The sequence below is a fragment of the uncultured Marinobacter sp. genome (assembly GCF_913055835.1).
Classification (GTDB): Bacteria; Pseudomonadota; Gammaproteobacteria; order Pseudomonadales; family Oleiphilaceae; genus Marinobacter.
The window spans coordinates 154834-169689 of the sequence record NZ_CAJXKQ010000004.1; the positions used below are offsets into that span (position 1 = coordinate 154834).

The window sequence follows — 14856 nt, forward strand, 5'->3', positions numbered from 1 at the left end:
ACGACTGCCAGATTAGGAGCAAAGCCTTAAACCAGGCTTAAGGAGGGTCGGGAGAAACCTTAAGGCCGGCTTAAGGTTTTTCAGAGGGCCCGGTTAAGGCTTGCTTAAGAATGGCCGCGTAAGGTGCCGTCCATCATTCGGATTCTTCCGATAACGCCCGGGTTCTGAAGTGAGGCTGTATGAGATTCCCGTTATTGCGGTCAACCGGCTGGAGCAGACTGCCAAGATTCCTGCTGGCCGGTGGCGTTGCCACCCTGCTCCATTGGCTGACGATGCTGGTTTCGACCGGTTGGGGACTCAACGCCGTTCTCGCATCCGCCACAGGCGCTACGGTTGGATTGCTGGCAAATTACCTTGGCCAGCATCGCTACGCTTTCTGTTCCGAACTGCCCCACACAGTTGCCTTCCCGCGATACCTCACCGGGGCCGCACTGGGCTGGTCCCTCAACCTCGCGGGTTTTTCTCTACTCCTGATGGCGGGCCTCAGCGTCGCTCCATCACAACTAATCACGACCGGCCTGGTTGCCTTTGCCAACTATCTCTTTGCACAGAGGTTTGTTTTCCATGAAGAACAGACAATCAACGTTCAGTAACCCGATGCTGAGCATCGTTATCCCGGTTCACAACGAAGCTGATGTTATTCCGACACTGCTGAAACGGCTGGATTTTGTATGCCGCCAACTGCCGGGCCAGGTTGAGCTGCTGTTCGTGGACGATGGCAGCCGGGACAGCTCTGTAGCCCAGCTGCTTCGGGCCAGGGACCGCTACTCCGGAATCAGGGTGGTTCAGCTCTCCCGGAACTTTGGTAAGGAAGCGGCCGTTACCGCGGGCCTCGAGGGTGCACGTGGCGATGCCGTGGTACTGATGGATGCAGATCTCCAGGATCCGCCGGAGCTGATCCCGCAGATGGTGAAGGCGTGGCAACAGGGTGCGGACGTGGTGCTGATGAAACGACGCTCCAGGGCCGGCGAAAGCTGGCTGAAACGCACCACTGCGAGCATTTTCTACCGCCTGATCAACCACATAAGTGATGCACCGATACCCGTCGATACCGGAGACTTCCGATTGATGAGCCGGCGCACCGTGGATGCCCTGAACCGGTTACCCGAGCGCAACCGTTACCTGAAGGGGATGTTCGCGTGGGTTGGTATGCCAACAGTGACGCTCGAATTTGATCGCGACCCGCGCCTGGCGGGTAAAACCAAATGGAACTACCTGAAACTCATGCACCTGGCCATGGAAGGGATCACCTCTTTCTCCACCCGCCCGCTGCGGATTGCCCTGATCCTCGGCCTGCTTGCGGCCGGTGCCGGGGGCCTTTTCGGCACCTGGGAAGTTATCCGGGCACTGGTTTTCGGCATCTCCACACCGGGTTACGCCTCCATGGTTGCCGTAATCACGTTCCTCTCCGGGGTTCAGCTGCTGTGCGTTGGCCTGTTGGGGGAGTACGTCGGCCGCATCTACATGGAGACCAAACAGCGCCCGGTCTTTATTGTTGCCGAAGACAGCGACGATAAGGCGCAGCCACTTCTAACCCAATTGCGAGTAGCCGGAAATGACCAGAAGCATTAACACTTTGCTGTGGCTATTGTTTGCAGTGCTGGCTGCCCGGCTTGGACTGGCGGCGCTTCTGCCGCTGTCAGACACCACGGAACCGCGCTATGCAGAGATTGCCCGCATCATGGCGGAAACCGGGGACTGGATAACGCCCTGGTTTGACTATGGCGTACCCTTCTGGGGCAAGCCACCCCTGTCGTTCTGGACGCAGGCACTGTCGTTCAAGCTTCTGGGTGTGTCGGAATTCGCGGGCAGGCTGCCGTCCTGGCTGGCCAATGTCGTCATTGTCTACCTTGTCTTTACTCTGCGTCGTTACCTGCACCCGGAACGCGACAGCGAAGCGGCCACGTCGGCCGGTCTCTGGGCAGCCCTGATTTATGCCACCACGGCCCTGGGCTTTCTGACGGCCGGCACAGTGATGACCGATTCGTTCCTTGCCCTTGGCTCGACGCTGGTGCTGACCAGCCTGGTTATTCGTCTTCAGGGCGGCCCAATGGTGTGGGGCTGGCTCTTCTTCATCGGCCTTGCCATCGGCCTGCTCGCCAAGGGCCCGCTGATTCTGGTACTGACCGGGCTGCCGGTTTTTCTCTGGGTGGCAACCACCCGACGCTGGCTGGTCCTCTGGCAGCAACTGCCCTGGTTCCGCGGTTTACTGTTGATGATGGCAATTGCAGCCCCCTGGTATGTTCTCGCCGAGCTCAAGACACCCGGGTTTCTGGATTACTTCATTGTGGGAGAACACATCAAGCGATTCCTGGTCAGTAGCTGGCAGGGCGACCTGTATGGCAACGCACACGAGTTTACCCGGGGCACTATCTGGCTGTACCTGGTAGCCGCCAGTTTTCCCTGGGGCCTGATCGCGGTTTTTGCTTTTGGGGTCAGCCGCTGGCGCCGCCAACCGGCACAACAACAGTGGCGATCTGTCGAGAAAGGCATGGGCGGGCTGGTTCTTGCGTCCGCGCTGAGTCCGGCCATCTTTTTTTCCCTGTCCGGCAATATTCTCTGGACCTACGTGCTTCCGGGTTTGCCGTTTCTTGCCGTGCTGGGATCCAGCCTCTGGCCGAGGGAACTCTCTGGTCGGCTGCCGGCTTCCAGCCTGGCGGCAGTGGTGACGATCCCCATGATAGGAATCGCCGCCGCAGGCTGGCTCACCTTGCACCCGGAGCGACTGAAAACCGAGCGGGATCTGGTCGCGCAAGTGGAACAACTCCCTGGTGTGAGCCCTGACAATCTGTTTTACCTGGGCAAGGCGCCTTTTTCCGCGCGTTTTTATAGCCGCGGAGAGGCCCATGTAGTAGAGCAGGATGCTGTTATTGATCAACTCGAATCGGGCGACCTGGAGAAGCCCATGGCGCTGGCCGTCGAGAAAGGCAACAAAGCGATGCTCAGGCGCCTTGAGGACGTCACTACTCCGATCGCTGAGAATCGTCGCTTCCAGCTTTTCCTGTTGACACCGTCAGCCGGACCTACGGCAAACAGCTTGCAGGGGAAAAGCAAAAACGGCGGTATCGATTACAATGCATCCAACGATCACCCGCTTAGCTGAAAACCAACCGGATTCCTGCTGTATGCGAATATTGCTGATTGAAGACGATCATCTGCTGGCCAACACCATGCTGGGTATGTTGCGCGACGAGCAGAACACCGTTGACTGGCTTGATGACGGTCAGCAGGCACTCAATGCACTCCTGAACGACAGCTTCGATCTGGCCATCGTGGATCTGACGCTGCCGCGGGTGGACGGCCTGGACATCGTGAAAAAAGTCCGTAGCCAGGGTATCGAGACGCCGGTCATCATCCTCACTGCTCGCGGAGATCTGGACGAAAAACTGCAGGGCCTGAACGCGGGCGCTGACGACTACCTGACCAAACCCTTCGCCATGGCAGAGCTGAAAGCCCGAATCCGGGCCGTTACGCGACGAGGATCAGGCGTCCGGACAGGGGGCCTGCAAGTGGGCAAGCTGATTCTGGATCCGGATACAGGCCAGCTCAAATTCGGGGACGAGACAACCGCCCTGCCGCGCAGCGAATTCCAGATTCTGCACTACCTGATGCGCCATCCGGACCAGGTGGCGACCCGCCGTCGGCTGGAGGAGCAATTGTATGGCTGGGAGCAGGGTGCAGAAAGCAATGCCCTTGAGGTCCATGTCCATCATCTGCGCCGGCGCGTTGGCAAACAGACCATCCGCACCGTCCGTGGCGTTGGCTACATGCTGGACAGCAAGGCCGCCGCAGAGGTGTCTCCGGAATGAGCCTGACCCGAAAACTGATCCTTCTGATCACCAGCACGGTGTTTTTCATTACCCTGATTGCCGCCGGCTGGGGCTTTTACGTCAGCGATCATCAGCTGGAAGAGCTTTTCGATGCGGAACTGGCCCAGAGCACCCGCATCGTTCAGGGCCTGGTTGAGCACCTCTCATCCACACAGTCGATGGAACAGATCACCCATACCCTGGAAAAGACTCTTCAGCTGCCAGACAGCGTGTACCAGGGTGATGAGGAGGAGAATGAAATCCTGCCCGGCGGCGCTGGCCACAAATACGAGCGCAAGCTGGCCTTCGAGGTCTGGTCACCCGACCGAAAGCCGATTCTGGACACCCTGCGTGCCAACGATTCCCATGGCCTGGAACGTGGCTTCAGCTGGCAGGAGGTGGCCGGGTACCAATGGCGAACCTTCACCCTTGAAGATCCGGCAACCGGCTTCTGGATCCGCACCGCCCAGCGAGAGGATGTCCGGGACGAACTCAGCCAGGAAATCGCCCTCGGCAATGTACTGCCTTTCCTGGTTGTGCTTCCCGTGCTTGCCCTGGCGGTACTCGTGTCGATCCAGGTAGGCTTCCAACCACTGAGAAAGCTTGAGAAGCCTGTACGCAACATGGCCCCGGAAAACATCCACCCCCTGGACGACCGGCAGGCGCCGAGAGAAGTCGCCGGTCTGGTGCAGGCGGTAAACGGCCTGCTCAGACGCCTCAACCAGGCCCTGGAACGGGAACGACGGTTCTCTGCCGATGCGGCCCATGAATTGCGAACGCCCCTGACCGCCCTGCGACTGAACCTGGAAAAAGTCTACGAGAAGGATCCGGAACAGTACGGCGACCTGATCCAGTCCGTGGACCGCATGGTGCACCTGGTTGAACAGATGTTGTTGCTCAACCGCGTCGACTCCGGTGCCGATTTCACCCCGGAATACCACAACCTGTCGGCCATCGTTGAGCAGAGCATTGCCGATGTGGCACCCCTGGCCCTGAAAAAAGACATCGACCCGGTGCTGCAGGACGATGCCGGGCAGGCCCTGGTCTCCTGCCACAGCGCACTGATCAATACCCTTATGCGTTCCCTGTTGGCGAATGCCATCCAGTACAGCCCCGAGCACACCACCATCGAGACGCACCTGACGCCTTCCGGCGAGGGTTACCACATCACCGTGTGCGACCAGGGTCCCGGCATTCCTGCGGAGGAGCGCGAACGGGCGCTCAGCCGCTTTGTCCGACTCGACCAGCGGCTCGGTGGCGGCGCCGGTCTCGGGCTGGCCATTGCCCGGCGCATTGCAGAACTCCATGGTGGCCAGCTCACCCTCAGCGACCGGCCGGATGGCAACTCCGGCCTGTGCGTCAGCATCTGGCTGCCGGCCCGGGCCGCTTCACGCCGCAAACAGGTTTAAGGTTGTTTTAAGGTTTCAGGAGGATACTCCGACCCAATTGAACAGGGCCGCCAGACGGCCCGGTTGATATTCCGTTTTCGAGGATGTCGTCACATGGGTCAGGAAAGAACACTGTCGCTGGTTATCCCGGCCAAGGATGAAGAAGCCAACATCGCTACCCTGCTGACCGAGGCTTACGGTGTTATGCGTGACTACCACGGCTTCGAGGTGGTGCTGGTGGATGATGGCAGCACCGACAGCACGCTGGACACAGCAGTGCGGACAGCCCGGAGCCTCGGTGGCCGGTTGTTGACCATCCGCCACGAGCGCAGTATCGGCCAGAGCGGTGCCCTGGCATCGGGTATCCGCCAGGCCCGGAGCAGATTCATTGTCACCATGGATGGCGATGGCCAGAATGATCCGGCCGATATTCCCGCCATGCTGCAGAAAGCCAACACCATGCGAAACCCGGATTTCTGTATTGCCGGCTATCGCAAGAATCGCAAGGACACCGCCTGGAAACGCTTCCAGTCGCGCCTGGCCAATCGCGTAAGGGATGCACTGCTTCATGATGGCGTACCCGATACCGGTTGCGGCCTGAAGCTGTTCCCCCGGGAAACCTTCCTCAAACTACCCTGGTTCGACCACGGCCACCGATTCATTCCCGCCCTGGTTCGGGGTGTCGGTGGCGATATCGCCATCGTGGAAGTGAACCACCGACCACGCATTGCTGGCACATCCAAGTACAACGCCTGGAACCGGACCTGGGCCGGCATACTGGACCTGCTCGGTGTGCTCTGGTTGCTGCACCGCACGCGAGTTCCTGTCGTCAGCGCTGCCGGTCAGGCCGAGCCACAGGGGTCGGTGGCGGAGCGCTCCTGACATGATCAACGGTTCCCGCTGGCTGGCCTTTGCCGCCCTGGTTCTACTTGGCTATCTGACCATCCATAACGGCTGGCTCGACTTTATTGCCGACCAGAATGAAGTGGCGAACTATCTCCACAGCCATGGTGTCGGCGGATTGGTGGTGGTCACCCTCGCCGGCGCATTGTTTACCGGTCTCGGCGCTCCACGCCAGTTGCTCGCCTTCGTGCTCGGTTTTGCCCTGGGCGGGCTCAACGGAACGCTGCTGTCGACCCTGGCCGCCGCCATTGGGGCCACCGGCTGTTTCCTGACCGCCCGCTGGCTGCTGCGAACGCCATTGAGCCGGCGGTTCAGCCATCGCATGCAGCAGTTTGATCGCCTGTTCCGGGAGCAGACGCTGTTGAAGGTTCTCATGGTGCGTTTGCTGCCGGTGGGCAGCAATCTGGTGACCAACCTTGTCGCAGGCTGCTCCGGGATCCGTTTCTCACCGTTCCTGTTCGGCAGCACCCTGGGCTATCTGCCCCAGATGCTGGTGTTTGCCCTGGCCGGTGCCGGTATCGGCAATGCCAATGCCTATCAGCTTGCCGTGAGCATCGGCTTTTTCATTCTTGCCTCGCTGATTGGCGCCTTTCTCTATCACAACCAGAGGGCCAGGACGCTGGCCGATTCCGTTTCCGACTCTCTCTGAGACCGAACCATGCCTGCATCCCCCTTCGTCCGCCACCTGCCGGACACCCTGTTCAACCTGTCCCGCAATCAACTCCTGCTGTTACTGCTGGCCTTTGCGGCATTCGTGATTTTTACCGGGATCGGATTACGTTCCCCCTGGCCTGCCGACGAACCGCGGTTCGCGGAAGTGGCCCGCGAAATGGTCGCCTCCGGGCAATGGCTGATCCCCATGCGGGGTGGTGAGTTCTACCCGGACAAGCCACCGGTGTTCATGTGGAGTATTGCCTTCTTTTACTGGCTGACCGGCAACCTGAAGATTGCCTTCCTGCTGCCCAATGCGCTGTGTAGCCTGCTGACACTGGGACTGGTCTTTGATCTGGGCACCCGCCTTTGGAACCAGCGAACCGGTGCCATCGCGGTCATGTTGCTGATGCTTGCGCCCCAGTTCGTGATCCAGGCCCAGAAAGCCCAGATCGACGCCATGGTCGCCTGCTGGATTGCGGTTGCCTGCTACGGTTTGATCCGACACTTTTTCACCGGGCCCGCCTGGGGCTGGTACTTCGTTGGCTGGGCGTTTATGGGGCTCGGGATCATCACCAAAGGGGTTGGCTTCCTGCCGGCGCTGATGCTCATTCCGATCGCGGTCATGAAGCTTCGTGATCGTGCACTGTTCCGTGGCACACTCACCTGGCGCTGCGCACTGGGCCCGCTGGCCATGCTGGCCGTTGTTGCCGCCTGGCTGGTTCCCATGGTGCTCTATGTGAATAACCTCGGCACGGAAGAGGCCCTGGCCTACCGGAACAACATCCTGTTCAAACAGACCGGCGAGCGCTATGCCGACTCCTGGGGCCATATCCAGCCCTGGTACTATTACCTCACCAGCGTAATCCCCTCGCTGTGGTTTCCGCTTCCCCTGTTGCTGCTGGCCTTGCTCCGGCCTCTGTCTGAAACCGCCCGCTACCGCCCGATTATTCCGGTGCTTCTGGGCTGGATTGCCCTGGTCATCGTGTTTTTCAGCCTCAGCCCCGGCAAGCGCGGTGTTTACCTGTTGCCCGCATTGCCCATGCTGGCGCTGATTCTCGCCCCGCTACTCAGCGCCCAGAAACCGGCAGGCTGGTTTCCGCCAATCCTGACGGGTTTACAGTTCCTGCTCGGTGTTGCGTTGATGGCGGTTGGCGTCCTCGCCTGGAACGACCACCCCCAGCTGGTTGAAAAAGTGGCCGACTACAGCACCGATCCGGCCAAACTGCACGAGGCAGGAACGTTTGTCTTCGTCATCGGGCTGGCCTGGCTGGTCACTCTGTTCGGGTTCTGGCGCTCCCGTGCGCTGGGGCGTCTGTTTCTGGCCATGATGATCACCTGGCTGCTGTTGGGCGCCTGGGGCTATCAAATTCTTGAGCCGCTTCGAACTCCCCGCAACGTGCTGGCCGCCGCAGAACAGCATATCCCGCCCGGCGGGCAGCTCGGCATGATCGACTTCCGGGAGCAGTTCCTGCTGTTTTCCAAACGCGACTTTACCCATTTCAGCTTCTTTACCGGTCGGGAACAGGAAAACCGGAATGCCTGGCTGTGGATGAGCGAGACCGAGGACAGCTATCTTCTCGTCGCCGATCAGATTGAGCTTCCTTGCTTCACCAAAGAGGGTGCGATTCCCGTGGGCACGGCCCACCGTGACAACAACCTTTTGCTTTCCGATGAACAAATGAAACCCGACTGCACGCCGCCGGACAGGATCAGACGCTTTACCACGCCCCGCCCCGGCAGTTGGCTCGATTAGAGCGGCAAAGTGACGGACACCTTGAGGCCTTTCCCGTCCGGGCCAGCACCCAGCCGGATGTCGCCGCCCATCCCCCGGATCAGGGTGCGGGCGATGGCCAGGCCCAGGCCTGCGCCACCGGTTTCGCGGCTGCGGGAGTGTTCCAGACGGTAGAAGGGTTCGAAAACCCGCTCCCGTTCGGCGTCTGGAATACCCGGCCCCTGATCGACAATCGTGACAACGGCTTCGGCGTCCGTTGTTGTCAGGGCTACTTCCGCCTGTTCGCCGTAATTCACCGCGTTCTCAATCAGATTACGCAGAGCGCGTTTGACGGCTTCGGGCTGTCCCTGGAGCACGCATCTCGGGCTGTCCTGGCAACGCACCGCCAGCCCCATTTCCTGAAGATCACCACAGAGACTATCCAGCAGGGTGGCCAGATCATAACGGCGGTGCTGTTCGGTGGTGCTGCCCCGGATGAAATCGAGGGTAGCCTCGGCCAGATGCTGCATCTCCCGAAGTGAATCGAGAAGACGGTCCCGGTCCTCGCCTTCCGGCAGCATTTCCACCCGCAGCCGCATGGAGGTAATGGGGGTTCTCAAGTCATGGGCCAGGGCCGCCAGTAGCCTTGCCCGGTCTTCCTGGGCACGGCCAACCTGGTCCTGCATCTGGTTGAAGGCACGGGTAACTTCCCGAACATCCTCCGGTCCCTTTTCGGGAATCCGGACTTTCTCCCCCCGCCCGAACGCGTGGGCGGCCTGGCTCAACTCGTTCATTGGCCGCAGGATTCGACGGACCGCCAGCAACAAGGTAAGCGTGAGCAGTACGGCGGTAATCCCCACGCTGGTGAGCGTAGCCTTTAACCAGAGCCAGGAGGGCTCTGGTGGTCGGGCCCGGGCGTTGAACCACTGGCCAGAGGACAGGGCCAGGGAAACACCCAGGACCGGTGGGCATTCGTGCCGCTCATCACGATGCTCGTCATCGTCACGGTGTTCTTCATACTCGTGATGCTCATCATCCTCATCGTCATGACGTTCACGGTCCCGATGGTCATCGCGATCCGGCAGGCAGTCGTCTTCATCCGCCTCCATGGCCGTTCGAACCTGCGCCACAGACAGGCCCAATTCCTCAGCCAGCTGGCGTGTCATGCCGGAGGCCCGGTCCTCGGTGAGATAGGGCGCCGGATCAATGGAAAGCCGCAGGGTCGGGCTTGAGAGTGCTCGCAGGATACGTTCCTGCCGGTCCGGGTCCGTGGTATCGGCCAGGGTGTAACCATCAGCCACCCGCTGGAGGACGTGCTCAAGGCTGGCACTGCGTAACGCACCCTGTCGCTCGCCAGCGAGAATGACGATGGTGATGATCTGGGCCACCAGCAGCACCAGAATCAATAACAGCGCCAGCTGCCCACCGGCGCGCCGTGGCCACAGTTTCATTGTTCAGCCCCTTCGACCGCAGCAATCCACTGGTATCCACCTCCCCAGATGGTCTTGATCAGCCTGGGGCTGCGGGCATCCGGGTCGATCTTTCGGCGCAGGCGGCTGACATGATTATCAATGCTGCGATCGAAGGCATCCGCCTCTCGGCCAAGGGTAAGATCCATCAGTTGATCACGGGACAACACGCGGCCGGAATGCTCGAGGAAGGCAAGCAGAAGCTTGTACTCGGCGGTACTCAGTGACACCTCGACACCCTCCGGATCAACCAGTTGATGGCGGTCTACGTCCAGTTTCCAGCCCTCAAAGGTCAGACACTGCCCGGCCATGGGGCTGCGTTGCGGTGGCAGCGCCGTGGTCCGGCGCAGAACCGCTTTTATGCGAGCCAGCAGTTCCCGGGGGTTAAAGGGTTTGGTGAGGTAATCGTCGGCGCCCATTTCGAGGCCGACAATGCGATCAGTTTCCTCGCTCATGGCTGTAAGCAGAATAACGGGCAACTCGGTGTGTTCACGAAGGTAACGGCAGAGCGTGAGGCCATCGTCTCCGGGCATCATGATGTCCAGCACAACCAGGTCGACGGAATGCTGTCGCAGCTGGCGCTTCATGGCGTCGCCGCCATCCGCCAGCAGCACGCGCAGGCCATGCTCCTGAAGATAGCGGCCGACCAGATCTCGAATGTCCCGGTGGTCATCGACGACCAGGATGGTAGGAGAGTCGCTCACTCGTTACTCCGTTGAATTACCGTCTGCCCTGATTATAGGGGAGTCGACTTCCCGCTTGGGCGCGATCTTGTCAAAAACCGTCGCAATTCCCGGCCTTGCGACAAGTTGCGACAAACTCGGCCCTTCACCGAGACAATTCTGCGACGTTTCCTTGGTGCAATGATTACCGACCAACGATGACATCCGTCATGGGTTCAACAACCAAGGAGTTCGATCATGAAGAAAACCACTACCATCGCCGCCCTCTCCGTCGCCGCGCTGCTGAGTGCCACACCCCTGCTGGTATCCGCTGATGACGACTACTGGGACGACGACCGCTACGAGCATCGCCGTGACGGCAAGCACATGAACGCCAACCTCAAACAGTACAGCACCGAAGAAATGCGCATCATGGCCTATGGCCACGCGCTGAGACGCTTCGGCCCGGGCGTGAAGGTAACTGTTGACGAGACTGCCGATGGCACCTTCCGGGTACAGCTCAGGGATGCCGAGCAGAACCTGATCCGGGAGCAGGAATTCAACCAGTACGGCGCCCCGGTTCGCGGCGGCCGCTGGGACTGATTAACAGCAGCCAGCGCGGGGGCCTGGTCAGGTCCCCGCCAATCCTGGATCAAGGAGAATCACGATGACATTGATGGATGCTGACAACCGTTACGGTGCTGTTTCCCGGGCTGTTCACTGGATAATGGCCGTTCTGCTGCTGGTCATGCTTGCCAGCGAAGTCTGGTTTGAAGCCCTGGAGCACACGCTCTCTGATGCCTCGCTCATGGCCTGGCACCAGAGCCTGGGCCTGACCATCTTCGGGCTGGTGATCTTTCGCGGACTCTGGCGCTGGTTGAACCGCGCACGTCTGTCACCACCGGCGCACTGGGCAACCATGGCCAAACTGGGACACCTCGCGCTTTATGCCCTTATGATTCTCATGCCCCTGTCAGGCCTGGCCACATCCCTCGGCGAAGGTGATCCTGTTACCTTTTTCGGATGGACAGTTTTTGGTTACGGCCCGGAAGTGGAATGGCTGGAAGAGAGCGGCGAAGACGTACACGAAGTACTGGCCAACGTGCTGTGGGTAATGATTGGCGTACATGTAGCAGCTGCCCTGGCGCATCAGTATATGCTGGGCGACCGGATCATGAAACGCATGGCCTGACAGCCCGGAATACACAAAAACCTTCGGGTTCAAGCCACCGGCAGCGATTCGTCGCTGCCCCAGTCCGCCCAGGAACCATCGTAAAGAGATAGCTGGTCATACCCGGCCAGCTGCGCCGCCAGCAGAATGATGCAGGCGGTGATGCCGGAACCGCAGGAAAACACCAGTTGATGCCCGTTTCCGGGCTGAAGATTCGGCGCAAGCTGGCTGAACGTGGCTTTCAGCTCACTGGCCGGCTTGAACCGGTAACCATCCAGCACCTCGGTAAATGGAAGGTTGAGAGAGTTCGGTATATGGCCGCCGCGCACACCCGGACGCGGTTCCGGCGCCTGAGCCAGGAACCGCGCCCGGGATCTCGCATCAATCACCGCTACCTGCTCGTCGTCCAGATGCTGTAGCACGAAGGCGGAATCCCGAACACGTTCGGGCTGCAGACGGCCCGCCATGGTCCCGGAAGAAGCCTCGCCCTGGATCGGAGCCGACACCGTTTCACGCCCCTCCGCTAACCACAGAGGCAGGCCACCATCCAGCACGAAAACATTCTCCAGGCCCATCGACCGCAGAATCCACCAGGCCCGTGGCGCCGAATAGATTCCCTGGTTGTCATAGAGCACCACCAGGCTTTCAGGCGTTACGCCCAACCTGCGAACTTCCTGCGTGAACTGTTCTTCGGTGGGAAATGCGTGGAGTTGGGACGAGTCGGTATCGCAGAGCGTTCCCTCAAGGTCGATCTGGTAACTCCCCGGTATCCACACCGGCTGGTCGTAAACGATCGGCTCCTTGCCAATAACCGTCGCCATGCTCGCGTCGATCAAAACCAAACGGTCGTTATCGAGGTTTTCCTGCAGCCAGTCTGTGGTTACGAGTGGGGACGCCATGGTGTGCTCCTGTTATTGGCAACCTAACCGCGAAGGTAAGCGGTGCCGTTGTGTTTTACGATCTTGCTCATTCGGCTGTTAGTGGAAATACGCTCAATGGTCATTGGGGCTTCCTGATTAGGGTACTGTGTTAGCAAATAAATGCGCTGGAGCCCGGATCAGGCGGTCCGGAAGCAAGCATTTGTCACCGCACTCGCAATCTCGTGGCAATTAGAGCATTCAATTTTCCGTGATTTTCACACAGAGCACACCTATGACCCTCTAGTGGCAAAGCGAAGACAGGTCAGCGATGGTAGGACGTATACACTGGCATGTAAGTTACGCCCATTGACCTAGTTTGAATCCCTAATAGTTCGGCAACGCCGTATAATTTGAAAATCTAATTAAAGATTGGACATTTATGGAGCCCCGCATTAAGTTTACCGATGGATGCAGATGCCCTTCATGTGACATCCTTTTGTCGGATACTTAAAGTTCAAAAAGCTTTGCTTCGTTCTCACCCCCAAGAGCCTCTAAGTAATGTTTTGCGAAGAGTGCATTCCAGTAAAGCGGAGCGGATGAGTTTTCGTAGCCGTCGGCCTTTATTTCTATATTTGAGATCAATTGTTCAATGCCAGTTAGAGCATTTTCCCTCGTCAAAGCCCCCCAAAAAGGCATAATTTTCACCTTTTTCTGCTGATAGTCCCATTCTCGCACAGGAATCCGTATCTCATTGGAGGTTTTACGGGTCGTTGCCACACAGAACACCTCGGGCTTACCGTTCCGATAAAGATACCGGCCAAAGCCACAAATCTGAACATTATGAACATCCTGCACACTTAGCCCGCACTCTTCCCTGAGTTCTCTGGCGACCTCTCTTCTTGCGTACTCCTGAAATGTCAATGATTCCAGTTTCTTCCTCGGTAACGGATCGAACGAGCCTGAGCCGGCTGGCGCAAGACGGCCAGCGTTTTCAGCAGTTCGATTGCCCTGGCTTAGCATGATTATGGTCGAATCGGAGGTGAACAGGAGAACACTGCCGCCCAGCTGGTTTGAGAGTGAAGACTCCCTGAGCGAGTAAAAGTAGCCTTCCCTCGTCATTACTTCCGTACTTCTAAGATCAAGAATTACCCGACCTTCCATTTTGACCAAATAGTTTGCCAAAGTATTGGACAAGCGGTCACGGAAATAAGAGGTTCGCTGAAGGTTCAGTGTTGCCCCACTGCGAATGACATCCGGATCCAGATCGCTGGCCAGTTTGACCTTTGCGTCATCCGACGTATCCAAACCGGACTCCGGCATTTTCATGATAAAAACCGGGAGTAGCTGGTAAATCAACGGGTGCAGTTTGAATTTTCCAGATATCATCCGGAGCGGGTTACTACCTTGCTCCAAAGAAAGGTTGACGTCGGTGTTGAACACAATGGACTGCTTTCCAAACGGCACACAGCAATCATATGCACCCGTTTCGTTTGAAATCCGGATGACCGGCTCTAACTTCTCGAAAGTAACGTCAGTGTGGGCGATGCTCCAACCTTTAATTACGGAAATCGCTAAAATCAAGACAGCTATGGCTTCGGTTAGATATCCATAGTTCTGTATGTTGATGGCAATCGAATACCAGTCGCCTTCATTAATGGAAAAAAAGGCAAAAACTAGCACTGCAGACAAAACAGTCAAAAGAAATTTTAGGTAATAGGTTCTTAGCCAAACCATCCGTGCCAAAAGCCCTCTCAACATGCGAAAACGAGACAACAGCCAGGAATAAATGCTCATAAGATATGATTCATCACAGTTGAAAAGTTTTAAGTAGAGTGCTTAAAGCCCTGCCCTCTTGAAAGGATCTTGAAAGGAAACTTTCAAAAGTGCCATCCAATTATCAGCCAAGGCTTTCTGCAAAAAATCCATTCAAAAGAGAGTTACTTTTCTGCCAAAGGACTACGGCAACCACAAATGACATCTAAACCAACTGATTTTACGCCCCTACGCGACGCACCATATCACTAAATCTTTCTTATTATCAGAAAACTAATCAGCTTAAACTGCAACCGACTCGAGGAGAAGTGGCAATATTCAAACTCTCGGCTAGCTGAGTGTTAATTTAGTAACCACCACATAGATTCAACCTTTCTGGCTTTCGGCTGGCTACAAACACGCCGGATCTTGGTGCGCGGAGTTTTCCGACACCTATCAATTCTACTGCCCTGAAAG

The 14856-nt window shown here is 58.1% G+C and carries 14 protein-coding genes; 10 read left to right on the forward strand and 4 right to left on the reverse strand.

Features of this window, described 5'->3' with window-relative positions; translation table 11 throughout:
- Positions 1 to 179 precede the first annotated feature (179 nt).
- The 8 genes from QZ534_RS04280 (at position 180) to QZ534_RS04315 (ending at position 8507) form a co-directional block, all read left to right on the forward strand.
- Complete coding sequence (locus tag QZ534_RS04280; protein ID WP_296931763.1) at positions 180 to 593, forward strand: GtrA family protein; 414 nt, start codon at positions 180 to 182, stop codon at positions 591 to 593.
- Positions 565 to 1572, forward strand: a complete 1008-nt coding sequence (locus tag QZ534_RS04285; RefSeq protein ID WP_296931765.1) for a glycosyltransferase family 2 protein — start codon at positions 565 to 567, stop codon at positions 1570 to 1572. The genes QZ534_RS04280 and QZ534_RS04285 overlap by 29 nt, the downstream gene beginning before the upstream one ends.
- Positions 1556 to 3103 (forward strand): glycosyltransferase family 39 protein, encoded by a 1548-nt coding sequence (locus QZ534_RS04290; RefSeq protein ID WP_296931767.1) that lies wholly within the window; start codon positions 1556 to 1558, stop codon positions 3101 to 3103. The genes QZ534_RS04285 and QZ534_RS04290 overlap by 17 nt, the downstream gene beginning before the upstream one ends.
- Positions 3104 to 3125: 22 nt before the next feature.
- Positions 3126 to 3809, forward strand: a complete 684-nt coding sequence (locus tag QZ534_RS04295; RefSeq protein ID WP_296931769.1) for a response regulator transcription factor — start codon at positions 3126 to 3128, stop codon at positions 3807 to 3809.
- On the forward strand, positions 3806 to 5218 hold the full coding sequence (locus QZ534_RS04300; protein WP_296931770.1) for an ATP-binding protein: 1413 nt from the start codon (positions 3806 to 3808) through the stop codon (positions 5216 to 5218). The genes QZ534_RS04295 and QZ534_RS04300 overlap by 4 nt, the downstream gene beginning before the upstream one ends.
- A gap of 93 nt (positions 5219 to 5311) precedes the next feature.
- Positions 5312 to 6079 (forward strand): glycosyltransferase family 2 protein, encoded by a 768-nt coding sequence (locus QZ534_RS04305; protein WP_296931772.1) that lies wholly within the window; start codon positions 5312 to 5314, stop codon positions 6077 to 6079.
- Position 6080: 1 nt separating this feature from the next.
- Positions 6081 to 6749, forward strand: a complete 669-nt coding sequence (locus QZ534_RS04310) for a TVP38/TMEM64 family protein (RefSeq protein ID WP_296931774.1) — start codon at positions 6081 to 6083, stop codon at positions 6747 to 6749.
- 9 nt (positions 6750 to 6758) lie between these two features.
- Positions 6759 to 8507, forward strand: a complete 1749-nt coding sequence (locus QZ534_RS04315; RefSeq protein ID WP_296931776.1) for a glycosyltransferase family 39 protein — start codon at positions 6759 to 6761, stop codon at positions 8505 to 8507.
- Here QZ534_RS04315 and QZ534_RS04320 read toward each other — a convergent pair.
- Both QZ534_RS04320 and QZ534_RS04325 read right to left on the reverse strand, forming a co-directional pair.
- Entirely contained in the window at positions 8504 to 9916 is a 1413-nt protein-coding gene (locus QZ534_RS04320) for an ATP-binding protein (RefSeq protein WP_296931778.1), read from the reverse strand. The two genes, QZ534_RS04315 and QZ534_RS04320, sit on opposite strands and share 4 nt — an antisense overlap.
- Positions 9913 to 10638 (reverse strand): response regulator, encoded by a 726-nt coding sequence (locus tag QZ534_RS04325; protein WP_296931780.1) that lies wholly within the window; start codon positions 10636 to 10638, stop codon positions 9913 to 9915. Before QZ534_RS04325 ends, QZ534_RS04320 begins: the two co-directional genes overlap by 4 nt.
- A gap of 216 nt (positions 10639 to 10854) precedes the next feature.
- Between QZ534_RS04325 and QZ534_RS04330 the strand changes: the two genes are divergently transcribed.
- A complete protein-coding gene (locus QZ534_RS04330) occupies positions 10855 to 11199 on the forward strand; it encodes a hypothetical protein (RefSeq protein ID WP_296931782.1) in 345 nt (114 codons plus the stop codon).
- 64 nt (positions 11200 to 11263) lie between these two features.
- A complete protein-coding gene (locus QZ534_RS04335) occupies positions 11264 to 11788 on the forward strand; it encodes a cytochrome b (RefSeq protein ID WP_296931784.1) in 525 nt (174 codons plus the stop codon).
- Between the two features lie 29 nt (positions 11789 to 11817).
- On the opposite strand, the gene QZ534_RS04340 is transcribed toward QZ534_RS04335, so the two are convergent.
- Complete coding sequence (locus QZ534_RS04340) at positions 11818 to 12666, reverse strand: sulfurtransferase (protein ID WP_296931786.1); 849 nt, start codon at positions 12664 to 12666, stop codon at positions 11818 to 11820.
- 468 nt (positions 12667 to 13134) lie between these two features.
- Positions 13135 to 14421, reverse strand: a complete 1287-nt coding sequence (locus QZ534_RS04345; protein ID WP_296931788.1) for a hypothetical protein — start codon at positions 14419 to 14421, stop codon at positions 13135 to 13137.
- Between the last annotated feature and the right edge of the window lie 435 nt (positions 14422 to 14856).